This is a genomic window from Paenibacillus sp. An7 (assembly GCF_009870785.1).
Lineage (GTDB): Bacteria > Bacillota > Bacilli > Paenibacillales > Paenibacillaceae > Paenibacillus.
Window position 1 is genome coordinate 33,752 of record NZ_WTWX01000014.1, and the last position, 16,989, is coordinate 50,740.

At 40.6% G+C, this 16,989-nt stretch carries 17 protein-coding genes and 1 pseudogene; 5 read left to right on the top strand and 13 right to left on the bottom strand.

Annotation, left to right across the window (positions count from 1 at the left end; all coding sequences use genetic code 11):
• Positions 1 to 46: 46 nt before the first annotated feature.
• Together GQY27_RS15215 and GQY27_RS15220 are read right to left on the bottom strand one after the other, a co-directional pair.
• Positions 47 to 658 carry an immunoglobulin-like domain-containing protein gene (locus tag GQY27_RS15215; protein ID WP_160035906.1) on the bottom strand — a complete coding sequence of 204 codons (612 nt, stop codon included), beginning with the start codon at positions 656 to 658 and terminating at the stop codon, positions 47 to 49.
• Positions 648 to 1,199: a hypothetical protein gene (locus GQY27_RS15220; RefSeq protein ID WP_160035908.1), complete on the bottom strand. Its 552-nt coding sequence runs from the start codon at positions 1,197 to 1,199 to the stop codon at positions 648 to 650. The genes GQY27_RS15215 and GQY27_RS15220 overlap by 11 nt, the downstream gene beginning before the upstream one ends.
• A 162-nt stretch (positions 1,200 to 1,361) precedes the next feature.
• Here GQY27_RS15220 and GQY27_RS15225 point away from each other — a divergent pair, with 162 nt between their 5' ends.
• The gene (locus GQY27_RS15225) at positions 1,362 to 3,341 is read left to right on the top strand and encodes a heparinase II/III family protein (protein WP_160035910.1); all 1,980 of its coding nucleotides are present in this window, start codon (positions 1,362 to 1,364) and stop codon (positions 3,339 to 3,341) included.
• A gap of 157 nt (positions 3,342 to 3,498) precedes the next feature.
• On the opposite strand, the pseudogene GQY27_RS15230 reads toward GQY27_RS15225, so the two are convergent.
• The 3 genes and pseudogenes from GQY27_RS15230 to GQY27_RS15240 all read right to left on the bottom strand — a co-directional run.
• Positions 3,499 to 3,756 (bottom strand): annotated as a pseudogene (locus tag GQY27_RS15230) (nicotinate phosphoribosyltransferase); the annotation flags it as partial.
• A gap of 168 nt (positions 3,757 to 3,924) precedes the next feature.
• A complete protein-coding gene (locus GQY27_RS15235; RefSeq protein ID WP_160035912.1) occupies positions 3,925 to 4,767 on the bottom strand; it encodes a Sir2 family NAD-dependent protein deacetylase in 843 nt (280 codons plus the stop codon).
• Positions 4,768 to 4,812: 45 nt separating this feature from the next.
• Positions 4,813 to 5,685: an SIR2 family NAD-dependent protein deacylase gene (locus GQY27_RS15240; protein ID WP_160035914.1), complete on the bottom strand. Its 873-nt coding sequence runs from the start codon at positions 5,683 to 5,685 to the stop codon at positions 4,813 to 4,815.
• Between the two features lie 358 nt (positions 5,686 to 6,043).
• Between GQY27_RS15240 and GQY27_RS15245 the strand changes: the two genes are divergently transcribed.
• Positions 6,044 to 6,385, top strand: coding sequence for a winged helix-turn-helix transcriptional regulator (locus GQY27_RS15245; RefSeq protein WP_201450738.1), 342 nt, complete (start codon positions 6,044 to 6,046; stop codon positions 6,383 to 6,385).
• Positions 6,386 to 6,609: 224 nt separating this feature from the next.
• Here GQY27_RS15245 and GQY27_RS15250 read toward each other — a convergent pair whose 3' ends face one another.
• Positions 6,610 to 7,164, bottom strand: a complete 555-nt coding sequence (locus GQY27_RS15250) for a cysteine hydrolase family protein (protein ID WP_160035918.1) — start codon at positions 7,162 to 7,164, stop codon at positions 6,610 to 6,612.
• A 117-nt stretch (positions 7,165 to 7,281) separates the two neighbouring features.
• Between GQY27_RS15250 and GQY27_RS15255 the strand changes: the two genes are divergently transcribed.
• The gene (locus GQY27_RS15255) at positions 7,282 to 7,731 is read left to right on the top strand and encodes an Lrp/AsnC family transcriptional regulator (protein WP_160035920.1); all 450 of its coding nucleotides are present in this window, start codon (positions 7,282 to 7,284) and stop codon (positions 7,729 to 7,731) included.
• Between the two features lie 74 nt (positions 7,732 to 7,805).
• On the opposite strand, the gene GQY27_RS15260 is transcribed toward GQY27_RS15255, so the two are convergent.
• Positions 7,806 to 8,600, bottom strand: a complete 795-nt coding sequence (locus tag GQY27_RS15260) for an MBL fold metallo-hydrolase (RefSeq protein WP_160036039.1) — start codon at positions 8,598 to 8,600, stop codon at positions 7,806 to 7,808.
• A gap of 1,000 nt (positions 8,601 to 9,600) precedes the next feature.
• On the opposite strand from GQY27_RS15260, the gene GQY27_RS15265 reads away from it, so the two are divergent.
• Positions 9,601 to 11,976, top strand: coding sequence for an Ig-like domain-containing protein (locus GQY27_RS15265; RefSeq protein ID WP_160035922.1), 2,376 nt, complete (start codon positions 9,601 to 9,603; stop codon positions 11,974 to 11,976).
• Between the two features lie 79 nt (positions 11,977 to 12,055).
• Here GQY27_RS15265 and chrA read toward each other — a convergent pair whose 3' ends face one another.
• The 3 genes from chrA to chrS are packed head-to-tail and all read right to left on the bottom strand — an operon-like array spanning position 12,056 to position 13,720.
• Positions 12,056 to 12,610: a chromate efflux transporter ChrA gene (chrA, locus tag GQY27_RS15270; RefSeq protein WP_160035924.1), complete on the bottom strand. Its 555-nt coding sequence runs from the start codon at positions 12,608 to 12,610 to the stop codon at positions 12,056 to 12,058.
• Positions 12,611 to 12,613: 3 nt separating this feature from the next.
• Complete coding sequence (gene chrB, locus GQY27_RS15275; protein ID WP_160035926.1) at positions 12,614 to 13,201, bottom strand: chromate efflux transporter ChrB; 588 nt, start codon at positions 13,199 to 13,201, stop codon at positions 12,614 to 12,616.
• Between the two features lie 15 nt (positions 13,202 to 13,216).
• Entirely contained in the window at positions 13,217 to 13,720 is a 504-nt protein-coding gene (chrS, locus tag GQY27_RS15280; protein ID WP_328803008.1) for a chromate efflux transcriptional regulator ChrS, read from the bottom strand.
• A 321-nt stretch (positions 13,721 to 14,041) separates the two neighbouring features.
• On the opposite strand from chrS, the gene GQY27_RS15285 reads away from it, so the two are divergent.
• Positions 14,042 to 14,524: a hypothetical protein gene (locus GQY27_RS15285; protein ID WP_160035928.1), complete on the top strand. Its 483-nt coding sequence runs from the start codon at positions 14,042 to 14,044 to the stop codon at positions 14,522 to 14,524.
• An 85-nt stretch (positions 14,525 to 14,609) separates the two neighbouring features.
• Here the strand turns inward: GQY27_RS15285 and GQY27_RS15290 are convergent, their stop codons facing one another.
• From GQY27_RS15290 to GQY27_RS15300, 3 genes are all read right to left on the bottom strand, one after another.
• Positions 14,610 to 15,725: a PAS domain-containing sensor histidine kinase gene (locus tag GQY27_RS15290; RefSeq protein WP_160035930.1), complete on the bottom strand. Its 1,116-nt coding sequence runs from the start codon at positions 15,723 to 15,725 to the stop codon at positions 14,610 to 14,612.
• Positions 15,718 to 16,371: a response regulator transcription factor gene (locus GQY27_RS15295; protein WP_160035932.1), complete on the bottom strand. Its 654-nt coding sequence runs from the start codon at positions 16,369 to 16,371 to the stop codon at positions 15,718 to 15,720. Before GQY27_RS15295 ends, GQY27_RS15290 begins: the two co-directional genes overlap by 8 nt.
• 135 nt (positions 16,372 to 16,506) lie before the next feature.
• Positions 16,507 to 16,959: a GAF domain-containing protein gene (locus GQY27_RS15300; protein WP_236570617.1), complete on the bottom strand. Its 453-nt coding sequence runs from the start codon at positions 16,957 to 16,959 to the stop codon at positions 16,507 to 16,509.
• Positions 16,960 to 16,989 lie beyond the last annotated feature (30 nt).

Consider the following 16,989-nt stretch of genomic DNA (forward strand, 5'->3'; position numbering starts at 1 on the left):
TTACGTCTAATGTATAGGGAGCGGGTTATCTTCTATAAAGGTTGTTTTACCTGATGATAAATGGATCGCTGATAAGTACAACTTCCTCCTGATTATTACTGTCTGTTGAGTTAACAAGTGATATTTCCTTTGTCAAACGATATCTACCGGTCGGCAGTTTCTCCATGATATAAGCATCAAGTTCCACTTTTTTATTCGGTTCTAGTAGATATGCCATGTCATTGTAGCTAAGGTCAGCATACACTTTCGTCCACACCCCATTGATGTCGGCCTCAACTCCTGTAGGGGCACCATAATAGAGTTCCATGTCTGTATTATTTTTTAGATGGAATGAAACCACATTGCCCTCGAGATACTCTTTTTCCGACAACCCGCACTTCACGATTTCTGAACCTATGAGATTAAGTTTAAGTTCCTCTCGTTCTGAACGAGTAAGTGTAGATGGCTCACCAAGACTGACTCCTTCTGCTTCTTCGATTCGATCTTTGAAGGATGGGTTGGTAGACTCTTTTCCTTGCTGGAATTCACTAGAGTTGATATCGGAACCCGTTGTAGATACGTCCTTTTGACAGGAGACTAGCAGGAGCATGATCCCGGTGACAAGCAGCCAATAAAGCAGCTGTTTTCTATGTTTTAAGACTCTATTGTTATTCGGCATAGGGCAAATCCTCCTTAAGCTGTACGTAAGTCTCATTTTTCTGCAAAGTATTCATGATAACGTCCTTCAAGATTGTAAGGTTCTGCTTGTCTTTATCGCATTCATTCCATTCATAGTGGTACGTACTGCCCTCATGGTAAAGTGAAAGTTTATAATTCTCATGCGGTTTTTTATTACATGTTACGGACTCCTCGATCTTGTCTTGATCTCGCAGCAAGCCTTGATTGATAGCCTCTTCATAAATGAGAGACATGTCTTTTTCATTTAGCTGAAAATCACTGACTTGGGTAGCAATATCACTGCTCATTTTTACGCGAAGCGTCATTTCTTTGGTATCTAATAGAGTGTCATTATCCACACCAAATTCAAATCGCAAATGGAAAAGGTTATCGTATACGGGGGCATGAATGGACTTAGATATGGATTCATGAACATCTCGTGCCGAGTCAGTTTCTACTTTTGTCGTCGATTCATTTGATATACATCCGGTAATCATGGCAAGTACCAGAAATACAAGTATAATAACCTTTGATTTCATCATGACAATGGCTCCTTCTCATATACCTCTATAAATCTTTTGACGCATTTAAGATGGATTCTGTTCCCTATTATTCAAAAAAGATAATAAACACCTCAACAAATTCCACACTTAGGGTACAATGAAAGCGCACATAAAATTTCTTGAAGGTGGTTTGAGTCCCCCATGGAAATAAGTAGAACGGACAAGGATAAAGGAAGTAGCCCGTATATGGATCGGCAATATGTAAAATGGGCTTTGTCAGCAAAGGTTGAAGAATCTGAGACAGATTCAGCCGCTTTTGCTTTTGGGATCACAAATTGGAGACAAAGGTTATGCAGCACTCAAGAAGATCCTCATTTCACTAAGAGCTGGGAGCAGATTAGATGGAAAGCTTCTCAGGCTATAAATGAAACACTTCCTGAACTTTCCTTTGAGATCTTCAGGCAATTTGCCGAGACAGGAGAGCGTAAAGCGTACGAGGATGTTTATTTTGAACGGAGAGCGAGGTTGAACGCACTTGCAGTGGTAACTGCCGTTATTACAGATAAGCAAGAGCACCAACGGTATCTAGCTTCATTAGAAGATGTGATCTGGGATATATGCGGTGAGTATACGTGGTGCTTAACCGCACATCTTCCAAGGCAAGGAGACCCTTCTCAAGAGGTGGATTTGTTTGCGGCCGAGACAGCACAGATGCTTGCCGAAATCTATGCGATGCACCAAGACGTACTAGATACAAGGGTTGCTGAGCGCATACGAACTGAGGTGAGAAGACGGGTGCTTACCCCGGTTTTTACTGAAAAAAGACCCTTCTCTTGGCGATATGCAGATCATAACTGGTCGGCAGTATGTGCTGGCGGGAGCGGGATGGCTGCGCTTATTCTGATGAATGATTCGGAAGAGAAGACAGATGCGATGATGCAGACGCTGGAATCTATGAACTCTTTTCTGAGCGGCTATGGAGCGGATGGAGGGTGTGCAGAAGGGCTGGGTTATTGGGTATACGGATTTGGTTATTATACCTATTTTGCTGAGATGTTGAGGGAATATTCGCATGGAAAAATAGATCTGCTTGCATCCGAGCATGTGCGGTCGCTCGCTCGCTTTCCCTCATCGATCCATCTTTCGGATGGAGTGTATGTTAACTTTTCGGATAGCAGTGAGCGGGAGGTGCTTCCGTCAGGACTTCTGAACCGAATCGCAGAACGAACGGGATGCATTCATGATATTCCTTTTATTATTCCTGGTATGCTGGATGATCCTGTGCGGAGATGGGCGCATCTGATTCGTAATTTCCTATGGAGTGATACGGATCAGAATAAGGGTGAGAAGCAGATTGAGAATCAAATTGCAGCTATATCCGACATTTCTGAGCAAGGGGGTCTTCGAACAGCTATACTCCCAGATCTCAGTTGGTGGGTGAGTAGAGGGCAGTCCAGCGGTTTCGCACTAAAAGGCGGACATAACGGAGAACCACATAACCACAATGATCTTGGACAGTTTATTATTCATGGCGGCGGGGAAAATCTTCTCTGCGACTTAGGTGCAGGGATGTATTCCAAAGCTTATTTTCAAGAAGGCAGAGAGTCGATTATTAATATCTCTTCGGGAGGTCATAGTGTCCCAGTGATCGGTGGGCATATGCAGAAGTCAGGTCCTTCGTATTCGGCAAAGGTTCTTAAGACAAAGAGCAGGGAGAAGGAAATTCAGGTAGTGCTTGATCTAACGAAAGCTTATGGTGAAGCTCCAATTCACTGCTTTACCCGCTCTGTTCTCTTCCAATGTCTCGAAGATGGAAAGAGAACCTTATTACAACTGGAAGATGTGTTCGAGTGGAGGGGGAGAGCAGAGTCTATAGAAGAGAGGCTGATTAGCCGAATCGAACCTATTTTTGAGCGAGGTACGGTGATATGGAACGGCAGCAGAGCAAGGCTGATCCTCCGCTATGATTCAGCCCTTTGGGCAGCATCATGTATAGCAACAGCACACTTCACACATGAAGGAGAACCATACACTTTTTATACGACTTCACTTGTAAGCAAGGAGCAAGAGGGCAAACAAACCAAGTGCCAGCTCCAGTTTGAGATAGAAGATATGGCATCACAGAGCAGTCATGAGATACCAATCAAATGTAACTTGGAGGGATTGGATACGGAAGATTGACCTGTTCTAACTTCGCTGCTTCTCGTAGTTAACTCCAAATTTAATTGCGTCCTTCTTAAAAGTAGCTGGATGGTTGGTCAGTAGAATCGTTTAAATAGGCCTGAGATTAATAAAAAAACAGACCTTATCTCATTAGATAAGGTCTGTTTAAAACGAGTTAAACGGATATCGTTACAGGTTTTTTGCTTGATTTTTTGGCTTCTTCTATGTTTTTCATTTTGTTGTTCCAGCAAGTCTGACTTAAATTCACAGGATATTCGGCTGGATATAAGGAACGTTTGTATTCTTCCCATAGAAGATCAAGCTGTTGTTTTGCAAAAAGTTGGATTTCTTGGACCTTTGGACATTCATACACAAGTTTGCCATTCTTCAAAATCACTTCGTGCAAATCGATCGCCGTAAAATTTTTGACTGCTTTTTCATCATAGGGTAATTCGTTTTATGCCATTCACTATCTGGTAACCAAAACTCGACTTTTTCCTCCATGAATGTATACCAGCGTTCGTAATACTCTTTAATTGGATGGAAAATTGGCTCGTTTAGAACATTTGCTAACAGCATATTTATTCTCCCATCTATTGGTTTATTTCAGCTGAACTAATTGCTCTAATACGGCGGAAATATCCCCATCGATTCCAATTGATTTGGAGGCAATTTCTTGCGGAATATAAATTTCTCCTTTATTCAGCGTAATATACGTTGCGTGTTCCTCGTTGTTCGTGATATTCATAAATGGTGCTTTAATTAACTGGTTTCTAAAACCTACGCCTAGTTCCAGTAACACTAATTTTTTACCATGAGCGGTCTCAATAAAATTCTGATACGCTTCATAGCTTGCTTGCCAAGATGGATCTCTTAAGAAATTACGGTCAACTTCTACATGCATTTGCATCGGACCGCCACATTTTGGACACTGTGGAATCAGGTCGGAAGGTACTTTTCCATTTTGCTGTTTTTGTCCCATTTCACGTAATATATGATCACCCGAATAAATATCATCATGACAGCGGTTAGAACACTGTAACTTACGACAATTCCCTTCAAATTCGAAAAGACGTTCTTTTGAAAAACCTGCCAATTCAAAATGAGCATCCGTATTGGATGTAATAACAAAATAGTTTTTATCTTTCACTAGTTCATAAAGATTTTTCATTGCAGGACTAACTTCCTCGTTCTCTAAAAAGTACATGTACATCCGGCTAAAAAATGCCCACTTTTCTTCTTGAGAAGGGAAGGGATAAAAAGCGCCTTGCAGGATACTGCGAATGCCGTACTTTTCACGAAAATCACTAAAATTTTCTGAAAACGCCGCATTCTCCGCGAAAATATTATAACCTCCTGAAATAGCAAGGCCGTTACTGGCACCGATGACAATGCTGTCAGCTTCTTCGATTTTTTTTAAAACTGTTGCATATGTTTCTTTCATACGTTCCTCCAATTAAGATACTTGATTATAGATACAAAACCGTACTTATTTGATGTTTTCTGCTCGTTTTTCTTGTTTGTTCACCGCCGTTTTCAATACTTGAGCAATGTCCTCATGAATCGCGAGTCCTTTATCCATAAGCTCTACTGGCAATATTGCATCGTTTGGATTAATCGTAATATAATAGGCATCCGGCCAGTGATATGTCATATTCCAGAAAGGTTCTTTAATGAACATCGGAGTCATTTTTCCAACACCTAATTCTAAAAACAGTACCTTCTTATCTTTGTTTTTGATGAGAAACTCATTATATTTTTTAAGTTCGGTTCGATAAGCGGTACCTTCTAAAAATACATAAGAGCGAACCCATGGCTCCATATCGCCTCCGCATTTTGGACAGGTTGGAATCAACTCGGTAGGTATACTTGTTCCTTCGATGTTTTCATACATTTTTTCAACCATATCTTTATTAAAATAAACTTGGTCATGACAACGATCGTTACATTGAAAATAACGGGAATCCCCTTGAATCGGTGCAACTTTATCTTGAGGGAAAACTTTGGAGAACTGTGCATCTTGATTCGTTGTCACAATGAAATAATTTTTGCCTTCAAGCAATTTTTCTAAATCAAGGTAGGGTTGACCAGCTTCGAGATCGTATATACCCTTCTGATATAATGTAGCTAGGTAAGCCCAGCGTTCCTCTTTCGTTGGGAAAGGATGATAAAATCCATAAAATAAATTTTTGATTCCGTATTTTTTTGCGAATTCTCCAAAATGCTTATTGAACAACTCTCCGGTCTCATAATAGCTGTATCCAGCAGCTTCCGACATACCGGCAGCTCCGCCAACCACGATCGCGTCAGCCTCTTCCATTTTTTGTAGCAATATATCTATATTGTTCTGTTGTAATAACATAATTTAATTTGCCCTCCTAATAGGCTTCGTCAATTTCTTATCCTGATGTTCTGGGATTTATGTGTATTATATAAGTCGTATGTTCTTATAAACAAGTATGCACTTTTAAGACATATACTATCTAATAAGATAGTGTACAACTAACAAATAACCACTATAAAATGATCACAGTTTTACTGGCAAATCCACGCATTGATAAGCTATCTATGTACATACTAAAATCTGGGGATAAGATGTATCTTCATTTAAGAGACCCGCTTTACTAGACTATAGACATATAATATAGTTAATACATAATAAAGAATGTGTATATAACTTATTAACTTATACTATCTTGGAGGATAGCATGAATATGAATATGAATATAAATAACTCAGTTACGAATAACGATGAGTCCAGGGAGCCGTTTTTTGGATACACTTTATCGATTATTAGTGGTAAGTGGAAACTGCTTATTATCTATCATTTATCACAAAACGGTGCTGTTCGGTATAACGAACTTCAACGTATGTTAGGGAAAATTACTTATAAAACCCTTAGTACCACCCTAAAAGAAATGCAAAATGATGGTTTAATTCATCGGGAGGAATATCCACAAATCCCTCCAAAAGTGGAATATAGTCTAACTGAAAAGGGACAAACGCTTTGGCCGCTCATTCAGGAGATGTGCCAATGGGGAGAACAATATAAAGAAGATTAATGAACATAGCAGCTCTAACTAGATATTGCAGTGTACCTAACCGTTAGAGTAGACATTGGAACCCTCTGGTTAACCCCATATTCTAGTGGGTGATTAGGGTACATTTTTCATGGCAATTGAAGGACAAAAAAAGCCCTAACTGGACTGGCTGTTCACAGCGATCGTCCAGTTGGGGCTTATGTTTACCTAATAGAGAGGGTTCATTCTTTAACCACTCTTTTTAATTAGTTGTTCAGTCGCAGGAAGTCCGCAGTCGAAACTACATTGCAGTACATACCGTGAAGAGCGCCGACAAATGCATAATGAACTTGTTCAGCAGGTACGATTTTATCTTGATAAGATAATTCTTTTGTTGCACAAGCATCTTCAATAAGTGTAGTTTCATAGCCTAGATCTACGGCAGCTCTAACTGTTGCATCAATACACATATGTGTCATCATACCTACAACGACTAACTTGGTAATTCCTTTTTCTTTTAATTGTTGCTCTAATTCTGTATTTAAGAAGCTGTTAGGGAAATGTTTGATGATGATACTTTCGTGTTCCAATGGTTGAACAGATTCATTTATCTTAACTCCCTCTGTATCCTTAACAAAGAAGCCCATTGCTGGGTCACTTGCGATATGTTGAACATGAAAAATATGATCTTTGTTATTCTGTCTGAACCAGTCCAGGATTTCAGCTGCATTAGCTGCTGCTTTTTCAGGGTTACTTAATTCCATGTTTCCATTTGGAAAATAGTCATTTTGGATATCTACAATAATTAAAGCTGTGCTCATTTTTTCCACCTCATTAATAGTTTAAGTATAATCAATGATAAATAAGTTCATGATTTTTATCGATACTTTGATGAAAGACTTTGGCATCTAATCATTTCATGATGAAAGGAAGTTACTATGGAACTTGATAACATCGATGTTCAGATTCTCCATTTATTATCCGAAAACTCACGTATTCAATGGAAGGACCTAGGAGCGCAAATCCATATGACCGGACAAGCTGTAGGGAATCGCATTAAAAAAATGGAGCAAAGTGGTGTAATTGAAGCCTACTCTCTAATCGTAGATGAATTGAAATTAGGGCTTTCTTATACCGCATTTGTCATTATTTATATGAAAACAGCGGATCACGAATCATTTATATCTTTTATTAATGAACAAAAAGAGGTAGTAGAAGCTCACCGAGTATCGGGTGAAGGTTGTTACCATTTAAAAATAAAGGTGAATTCTCAAGAACATTTGAATGTTCTTCTTACTAAAATTCTTGATTATGGGAATTACAAAATGTATTTATCTATACAAAACATTAAGAAACACAATCCACTGACTAGTATGTTACAAGTATAAAAAAGATAGGTATAATAACTCGAAGTTACTATACCTATCTTGCTATTGGAACAACTAGAATGTACTAGCAGTGCCTAGTTATTAACTGCGTCTTCTCCAAATGAGTAGGATTCTCCATCATCGGGTACCAACACATTAGACTGGATTCCTTTTACGTTAATAAAGTTCTTTAATTCTTCTCTAGATAGTCCCCAATGGTTAACTGCTTCTAGATGGCTAACAACGATGGTTGCTTCAGGAGCAGCCTTGTATACTTCATAGATGTCTTCTTTCCCCATAATAAGTTCGCCGGCAGGGCCAGGTTCAGTAAATTGGTTTGCGCCACCATTTAGCAAAATAATTTCTGGTGTATAGGTTTCAATGATTTCTTCTACTTCTTCATACCAAACGGTATCTCCAGCCAAATACACGGTTTCTTCTTCCGAGTGTTGGAACACAACTCCCATCACATTTCCAGCGATTACTGCCGTTTCTCCATGTCCGTGGCGACCATCAACTTCAGTAAGTTCAACGCCATTAAAGTCAATGGCTACTCCTTCTTCCATGACTTCAATATTCGTGAATCCTGCTTCTTTGGCCATTTTGGCATCCTCTTCATCTTGCATAAACATCTTAATGTCTTTAGGCAACTGGTCTTTTGCTGCTTGGTCAAAGTGATCCTCATGTGTATGAGTGATGATGACAGCATCTACCTCATCAAGAATCTCATCAACGGACATTGGTAATTCAACGATCGGATTTCGATCATCTCTTGCTGCAGGAAGGAAAGGATCAAATTCCCCTTTTTTTGATAACATCGGATCAACTAAGAACTTTTGACCACCGTATTCTAAGGTAACTGTCGCATTTCGGATTTGTTGAAAATTCAGTTCATATTCTTGTTGTTGAGAAGTATTTTGGTCCTCTACAGGCTTAGCTTCCTGCGTGGTTCCGCAAGCAGCTAGTAATGCACTCATCAATACCGCTGTCATTGTAAGCATAGCTGGCTTTTTAAACTTTTTCATCTTCATAAAACCTCATTTCAAATTGTAAGTAAACTTTTATAATCACTTTTCATCTAAACTCAGAACATGACACAATGGGGGGGAACTGTTCTGAATGTAGTAGATAAGAGGCGAAACTCTCGCTCATCCACCTCATAGCCGGTTTATGCTAGTTCTTCTTATATATCACTCTCCTTTCTGTATGTCTTTTTTTCAGGGGACTGAGTGTATTATATGGTTGGTATAGTTATACGGACAAGTATGTACTTTTATGACATATACTATCTATTAAGATAGTATATGTCATTCACATCTGATGAAAATAAGAGTTTCAGCTCATCTATTCAACACAAATACACATACGTAAATGTATGTGTATTTGTGTTGAACGTATATTGATTTTTTTTACGGATTAAGATAAGTACATCATCCGGTGACTACATAGCGGTAAAGAAGAATTCATTTAAAAAAGAGCAGTTCATCGCTGCTCTTTACTTATGTCTTATATCTAGTTATGAATTGTCTTTAACGTAAAGGTGGCAGAACACCGCTTGAGAAAATAATAGACAAGATAACGATACTGACAAGGACAGCAGCCCCAACAGTCCAGAATACCAGTTTTTGAATCATGTTTTTAAAACTCCCTTTTTACGATATTAATAAATGGCACCATTAGCTATTATACACATCAAATGTTAGATATAAGAAACAAAATTATAATTTTTATTAGATTTTTTTAAGATCGTAGATTTTTTTATGAAAAAAATGAGGAAATATTGCGTCATTTTTACCAAATTAATAAATAAAAAGACCTTAAAATCTAAACATCAATAGTTCCCTAACCGACAAAAGAAGAAGACTACTGAGGCAGATATGGGGGGAAATCATGATAAAACAAAGATTGGCAAAAGTAATGGCAGCGTTTATGGCTCTCGTTCTCGTCATGACGACAACAGGGCTTGTTTCCGTAAACGTGGTGTCCGCTGCAGATGCGAAGATCAGCAAACTAGTTTTGTCCACAGATTCACTAAGTTTGGAGATCGGGGATAGCAGTACACTGACAGCAACAGCCGTCTATAGTGATGGTAAATCTAATAATGTAACCATTAGCACAAACTGGACTAGTAATGATAGTTCGGTAGCTTCCGTATATAACGGAACAATTACAGCGAAAGGCGAAGGTACGGCAACAATTGTCGCTGCATTTGATGGCGAGTCACAGGCTGTGAATGTAAAAGTAACAAAGAAAGTAAAGGCACTAACGAAGGATAAACAAGCACTTGATCTGCGCATAGGACATGAAGCAAGTGTTGCTCTCAAAGCGATTTATACAGATAACACAGAACAGGATGTATCCAGCATCGCCGAGTGGACTTCTTCCGACAATAAAGTAGCTACTGTAGTTAATGGTTCTGTACGTGCTTTGTCAGCGGGTACAGCAATTGTTACAGCAAAGCTTGGCAAACAAAGTGTGACCATTGAAGTTGGCGTAGAGGTCGTAAGACGAATTGAAATGGACCATACGCAGGTATCTCTACTCTTAAAAGATGGAAAACAAAAGGACGAACAGAAAGTAATCCTGACAGCAACGTATCCAGATGGAGAGACGAAAGATGTTACAGCAGAAGCCGTCTGGTCTTCGAGTAATGAGAAAGTCGCTGATGCGTTTAAAGGGAATATTGTAGCCTACAAGGCAGGTACAGCAACCATTACAGCGGAATACGGTACGAAGACAACCACACTTGAAGTGGATGTAGATAAGACGCGTAAGCTGGTTGCGAGCGAACAAAGCTTTTTCATGAATATAAACGAAACCAAACAAATTGATTTAACGGCTGTTTATCCTGATGATTCCAAGGATGATGTAACCACTAAAGCGGTATGGTCTTCCAGTAATATAAAGATTGCAGATGTCATTGATGGCAAGGTGTATGCGAATGCGTCTGGATCGGTGACAATTACAGCGAAATACAGCAATCAGACAGTTGAAATTCCAGTGGATGTTGAAGTTGCTCGTCATCTGGATATCGATAAGGAAGAACTCGGACTCAAAGTAGGCGGAACGCACACGTTTAAAGTGATGGCAGCCTTCGCAAACGGTGTAACAGAAGAGGTAACGAGCAAGGCAACCTGGACATCAAGCGAGGAAAGTGTTGCTTATGTAGAGAATGGAAATCTGACGGCATATAAGTCAGGTAAGACCACGGTAAAAGCAACCTATGGCGGTAAAACGGTTGAGGCAGCAGTTAGCGTAGACATTCCGACCAAAGTAGCACTGGCAAGCAAAAAAGGGGTAGTTCCTGTAGACGGAACCCTTCAAGCGAATGTAATCGCAACTTACACAGAGGATCGCGAGGAAATCGTAACCGATAAAGCAGAATGGAGCTCAAGCAATGAGAAGATTGCTGAGGTTACATCAGGTGGTTTAATTACTGGAATAAAGACAGGTAAAGCGACCATTACTGCAAAATATCAAGGTAAAACCCTTACCATGGCGGTAGAAGTAGGACTCGCGAGCGGCCTGCAAGCTGACGTTCCGATCGTAGCGCTGCTCTCCAAAGAAACGTATCAACTGAAGTTGACCGCATCTGATGAATACGGAAATGAGCAGGATGTAAGCAGCAATGCAACGTGGAAATCAAGCAGTGCTCGTGTTGCAGATGTGAAAAAAGGATTTATCACCGCTTACGGCAGTGGTAAGACTAATATTACAGCCGAGTACGGCGACCAAAAGGTGACGATTGCAGTAGAAGTTGACGTTATTGAGCGTATGGAAATTTCGGAGTCCTCTCTTTCTCTGAAATCAGGCGATGTCGTAGATCTAGCGCTGAATGTAATGCTCAGTGATGGTTCTACACGTGAGGTGACAAGCGCTGCAGAATGGAAAACGAATAGCTACAAAGTGGCTACGGTGAACAAAGGGAAAGTGAAAGCAGTAGATTACGGAAAAGCGAAGATTACAGCGAAATACGGCAGTAAATCAGTAAGTGTTCCCGTTGATGTAGATACACTCAAGTACTTGCAAACGGATGAAGTGAGTCTGACACTGAAAAAAGGACAAACTGTAAAGATTACAGCAGAAGCAACCTATGCGGATGGTTCTGAGGCAGACGTATCGAAGCCAGCGATGTGGACTTCTTCGAGGATCACGGTGGCTAGCGTAAAAGACGGTACCATACGGGCAACTGGAAAAGGAAAAGCAACGATTACGGTTAGCTTTGCCGGTAAGAAATCAAAAGTGAGTCTTGTCGTTACAGAGTAAGCACCTAACAATATAAAGAGCAGAAGAAGGCCGCTATCCCATTAAGGGTGTAGCGGCCTTTTTCTATCTTAGATGTCATTTAGACAAATGTATGAGACAAGACGATCGCTCCATAGGCAAAAGCGATGAGAATAACAAATGCGGGATGAATCTTTGTTTTCGTGAGCATAAAGAGTGCAATCGCTGAAATAAGTAAAGTCTGCCACACATTAATCATCTGTATGGATACAATTCCCATCTCCCATGTCAATAGGAGCATGAGGACAGCAATGACAGGCTGAACAAGCAGTGTCATTCCTTTTACGACGTTGGACGTACGGTATTTATTAAGTAAGCTAAGCAGTAGAATGAGTGCAGTTGCAGAAGGAACGACAGTAGCAATGGTAGCGATGATGAATCCAGGCCAGCTGGCTACTTGGTACCCGACAAACGCAGCAATTTTAGTTGCAATCGGACCAGGAAGAGCATTTGCTACCGCGAGCACATCACCAAATTGTTCATTCGTCATCCAAGCGTAATGATTTACGACTTCTTCCTGCATAAGTGGAATAGAGGCAGGGCCGCCGCCGTAACCGAGTACATTAGCTACGAAAAATCCCCAGAAAAGTTCCCACCATGTTTGTAGTTGCTCCACGGCTTATGACACCCCTTTATTGCTTTGTTTGTCCCGTTTGTAGCGCTGCACGAGGTTTAGATGGAACATGCCATAACCAAGGAAGAGCATCACCACAATTCCTGGGTGGATTTGCAGCAACTGAAGCAGGATAAAGGCAAGAATTCCAAATAAGACAGCAAATCCTTTTCCAAGACCTTTCCAGGCCTTTAGGGCAAATTCATAGGCCATAATACCAAGCATGACAACGATGACAGGTCTTACCGCCGCGATCATTCCTGCAATATATTTGGAGTCTTTTAAGGTGTACATCACCCCGAGCAGAGCAACAATGGCAATGCTCGATGGCAAGATATGAGCAAGCACCGAGACAATGGCACCGGAGACTCCTTTTTGCTTATAACCAAGATACGCTGCCATTTTCGTTGCAATCGGACCAGGAAGGGCGTTGGCGAGTGCGAGGGTTTCTCCAAATTCTTCATCTTCCATCCACTTATAGCGGATCACTGCTTCATAGCGGATGAGGGGAATAACAGAGGGTCCGCCCCCATATCCCAAAATACCGGTTCTCACCATCCCAATGGCCAGTTCTTTGTAAGGCTGTAGGTTCATTATTGATGTCTCCTCCTATAAGCGCATGCCCATACGGCTCTTGTAGCGTTTAAGCAGCAGCTGGGATTCTACTTTTACAATCCCGGGCATTTTATATACTTTCTCTAGTAGAAAATGTTCCATCTCTTCAATATCTGCAAAAATACCGTGCATATGTAACGTGCTCGGGCCTGTCATGTGATACAGGCTGGTAACCGCCGGCTCTTGATCAAGCTTCTCTGCCACTTCATCCAAATACTGCGGCTCAATATCTACATTAAAAAAGGCGGATACAGATAAGCCCACTTTCACCGGATTAATCACAACCGTAAAGCGTTCGATGACTTCCTTCTCGGACAATGCGTTAATTCGTGCCTGTACGGCAACGCGGGATAAGCCGATTTGCTGACCAAGCTCTGTATAGGATATACGGCTGTTCTGATGCAGGGCTGCTAGTATTTTGCGATCAATCTCATCGAGGTTATGCATGCGGGGGATCTCAGGTGAGAAAACCTGATCTATCCGATCTTCACTCATCATTAGACCACCTTTCATTATTTCGAAACAAACTTTACGTAATTTATATATCTATATTTATAACTTTTCGTAAGATGAGTCAATCATTTCAGACCGATTTGTCTATTTATATAATATATTTCTTTCTATTTGTATAGTTAAACATCTGTGAAGCAAATCAGCCCCCCGATCCAATGGACCGAAGAGCTAGAGTTTTGGAGTGCAGAGATTTGGGAATCAAATTTAAAACCCATATTATTTCTTGAAAAATTAACATTAATATGTAATATTAGTGAGCTGAAAACTAAATATTTCCGGCAGTTAGTCCTTATAAAGGAGAAATAGATGATTAGAAAAAATGTAAGATCCATTGTTTTTGTTGTTCTAGTGGGAGTAGTAGCTCTGGTATTATCGTATCATTTCTTTAATAACAGCTCTGAAGCAGAGGAGATAATTGATAAACAAAAAGAATACATGGCTAATATACAGATTAAGCTGAATAATACTACGGAGCCATTGCACCAATTATACGGTTCGATCACTAATTTATTGGGCTTGAACGAAGGTTTAATTAGCTTGGCCAATAATGATAAATATGCGGATTATGGAAGATTCGTAAGGTCCATGTTAGAAGGGCTTGAAATCAATTTTAACTCAATGGTTAATGATGGATTCAATACGACCGATGATCGTGAATTTCTAATGGAACAAACAAAGAAAGTTATGGATTATATGGATATTAGCTCCCTAGATAATGTGAAAGCAAGAACAATGAAAGATCAACTGTTTAAAGAATTTGAAGAGTATTTAAATCATAGAACGGATTAATACAAATATTGTTTAAAAAATAAAAAACCAATGGGTCACCTAAAATCGGTTGACTCCTTGGTTTTTTATTTTTATCGCATGGATATTACTCTTTAGCAAAAATGATGGTGATGCTTGTTCCTTCTCCTGGAGTAGATGTGATGGTCAGCGTGCCGCCAACACTTCTTGCTCTTTCTTCCATACTAAAAAGGCCGACGCCAGCTTCACTGCCAGCTGCTCCAATGGTAAAGCCTTCTCCATTATCACTAATCGTGACGAGCAGTTTCGCTCCACGGTCGTCAATGGTTACCTTTGCTTCCTCTGCATCGGCATGTTTGGCAATGTTAGTCAGTGCTTCTTGAATGATCCGATAGATCGCCAGTTCCAGGTTATGGGGCAATCTGCGACGTAAGTGACACTCAAAGCAGACATCAATTCCATAATAACCTATGAACTTCTCAATATAGGTACGGATCGCAGGAACGATACCAAGGTCGTCTAATACCGAGGGACGAAGCTGCCAGGCTAGACCTCTTACCTCCTCGATAATCGCAGTCACCTGTTCACGCAAAGGTTGTAAGTCAGATTGATCAACCGATTCATTTGAAGTGAGCTGATCCAGCTGAATTACGAGAGAGTAGAGACTTTGCCCAATCCCGTCATGCAGTTCTCTTGAGAATCGTTTCCGTTCCTCTTCTTGAATCCGTATGACTTTGGTCATCATGGATTGTAGCTCTGCTTCAGTCTGCTTCAGTCTCGTTACTTCGTTACGAATCGCCAAATACTTTTTAGGTTTTCCTTGTTCATCCATCAGCGGCACGATCGTGGTATTTACCCAGTAGAACTTTCCATCTTTGGTTGTATTGCGAATTTCGCCTTGCCAAACCTTCCCCTCACGGATGGTCGTCCAGAGCTCCTTCATAAAAGCAACATCGTGATATCCTGAATTGATAATGCGATGATCCTGTCCGAGCAGTTCTTCTCTTGAGTACTTGGATATTTCGCAAAATTTATCATTCACATACTGAATTTTACCCTTTGTATCTGTCATAGCGACAATCGAGGATTCATCTAGAGCAATCTTAAGATCGGTGAGCTCCTGGAGCGCACTTTTCACTTCATCCTTCACCGTATCGTTCTCGATGTGGTGCTCTACTTCATTTATGAGTTTATCAATGGAATAGTTCTGAAAAGGAGACGTAAAGCTTTGTGTATCAGTCATAAGTCATGAGCCCCTTCTTCATTGCAAGTTTGACGAGCTCAGGTCTGCTCTTTAGACCAAGTTTATCCATGAGATTACTCTTATGGGATTCAACCGTCTTGACGCTGATAATAAGTTGCTCTGCAATTTCCTTATTGGAATACCCTTTGGCAATCCAGGTCATAATTTCTTTTTCGCGATCAGATAGTGTTTCATAAGGACCATCGGATTCTCCCCGGCGAATCATATCAGAGTATTCCTTCATTAACTTCTTTGTTGCACTTGGATATAAATAGGCAGTCCCATCAGCCACAGAGCGAATCGCCGCAATGAGCTCCTCATGAGGAGCACTTTTAAGTATGTAGCCGGAAGCACCTGCGTGAATCGCTCGGAACAAATATTCCTCATCATCATGCATTGTTAGAATCAATACGCCGACATGAGGCATTTTTTGTTTAAGTTCAGCGGTTGCAGTAAGTCCATCCTTGCCAGGAGGCATACTGAAATCCATGAGTACAACATCCGGGTCTAATTCTTCTGCTTTGGCTATCGCTTCGTCTCCGTCTGCTGCATCTCCAATGACTTCAATATCATTCTTTCCTTGCAGCAAAGCAGATAGTCCTGATCGTACGACAATATGGTCGTCAGCAATCACAATACGAATCAAATGGTTTTCCTCCCTTTCCTTCAAGGTCCGGTGTGATGTAGTTAACATTTTACTACAGTTAGAATAGGGCTGCACCCGATCTTTAAGAAAAAAGAGAGCTAAGCATTGGTTTTTTTACATAAATGGTTCACCATGTCAGATTACATTCAGTATGTTTGTCATAGAAGAGGAGAGTTGATCGGCTTCTCGTTGTACCGCCTGGATCTCACTCGGATGAAAGGTGCGAGAGTGGTTTCTTAGACCGGTAATGAGAATCCCAACAGGGGTTTGATCCTGCAGAAGTGGAACAGAAATAATGCTGGTAAGCCGCTCTGCAAGTAAGAGGGGACAGGTATGAAACAGCAGAGATGCAGGTTCTGAATTCATATTTGAGATAAAACTGCGGCCTGACTTAAAGACAGGGGCTGCAATACCTTCATTTGTTTTAAAAGCGAGTTTTGATGTGCGCTTACTGCGGCTTCCCATCTGAAAGATGACATGCAGCTTTCCGTCTGTTTTGGAGAGGAGCAAGATGGCGGTGAAGTCTGCGTGTAGACTATGTTGCAGCCGCTCTACAATATACTCTTCTGCAGGGGATAAGCGTTGCATCATCATCACATCCTTTGATTTTGATTTATG

Bases quoted from the DNA above. Each gene is read 5' to 3' on its own strand.
- GQY27_RS15265 (WP_160035922.1), top strand. From the start codon at position 9,601: ATGATAAAACAAAGATTGGCAAAAGTAATGGCAGCGTTTATGGCTCTC.
- GQY27_RS15225 (WP_160035910.1), top strand. From the start codon at position 1,362: ATGGAAATAAGTAGAACGGACAAGGATAAAGGAAGTAGCCCGTATATG.
- GQY27_RS15255 (WP_160035920.1), top strand. From the start codon at position 7,282: ATGGAACTTGATAACATCGATGTTCAGATTCTCCATTTATTATCCGAA.
- GQY27_RS15220 (WP_160035908.1), bottom strand. From the start codon at position 1,199: ATGATGAAATCAAAGGTTATTATACTTGTATTTCTGGTACTTGCCATG.
- chrS (WP_328803008.1), bottom strand. From the start codon at position 13,720: ATGATGAGTGAAGATCGGATAGATCAGGTTTTCTCACCTGAGATCCCC.
- GQY27_RS15300 (WP_236570617.1), bottom strand. From the start codon at position 16,959: ATGCAACGCTTATCCCCTGCAGAAGAGTATATTGTAGAGCGGCTGCAA.
- chrB (WP_160035926.1), bottom strand. From the start codon at position 13,201: ATGAACCTACAGCCTTACAAAGAACTGGCCATTGGGATGGTGAGAACC.
- GQY27_RS15240 (WP_160035914.1), bottom strand. From the start codon at position 5,685: ATGTTATTACAACAGAACAATATAGATATATTGCTACAAAAAATGGAA.
- GQY27_RS15250 (WP_160035918.1), bottom strand. From the start codon at position 7,164: ATGAGCACAGCTTTAATTATTGTAGATATCCAAAATGACTATTTTCCA.
- GQY27_RS15245 (WP_201450738.1), top strand. From the start codon at position 6,044: ATGAATATAAATAACTCAGTTACGAATAACGATGAGTCCAGGGAGCCG.
- GQY27_RS15235 (WP_160035912.1), bottom strand. From the start codon at position 4,767: ATGAAAGAAACATATGCAACAGTTTTAAAAAAAATCGAAGAAGCTGAC.
- GQY27_RS15215 (WP_160035906.1), bottom strand. From the start codon at position 658: ATGCCGAATAACAATAGAGTCTTAAAACATAGAAAACAGCTGCTTTAT.
- GQY27_RS15290 (WP_160035930.1), bottom strand. From the start codon at position 15,725: ATGACTGATACACAAAGCTTTACGTCTCCTTTTCAGAACTATTCCATT.
- GQY27_RS15285 (WP_160035928.1), top strand. From the start codon at position 14,042: ATGATTAGAAAAAATGTAAGATCCATTGTTTTTGTTGTTCTAGTGGGA.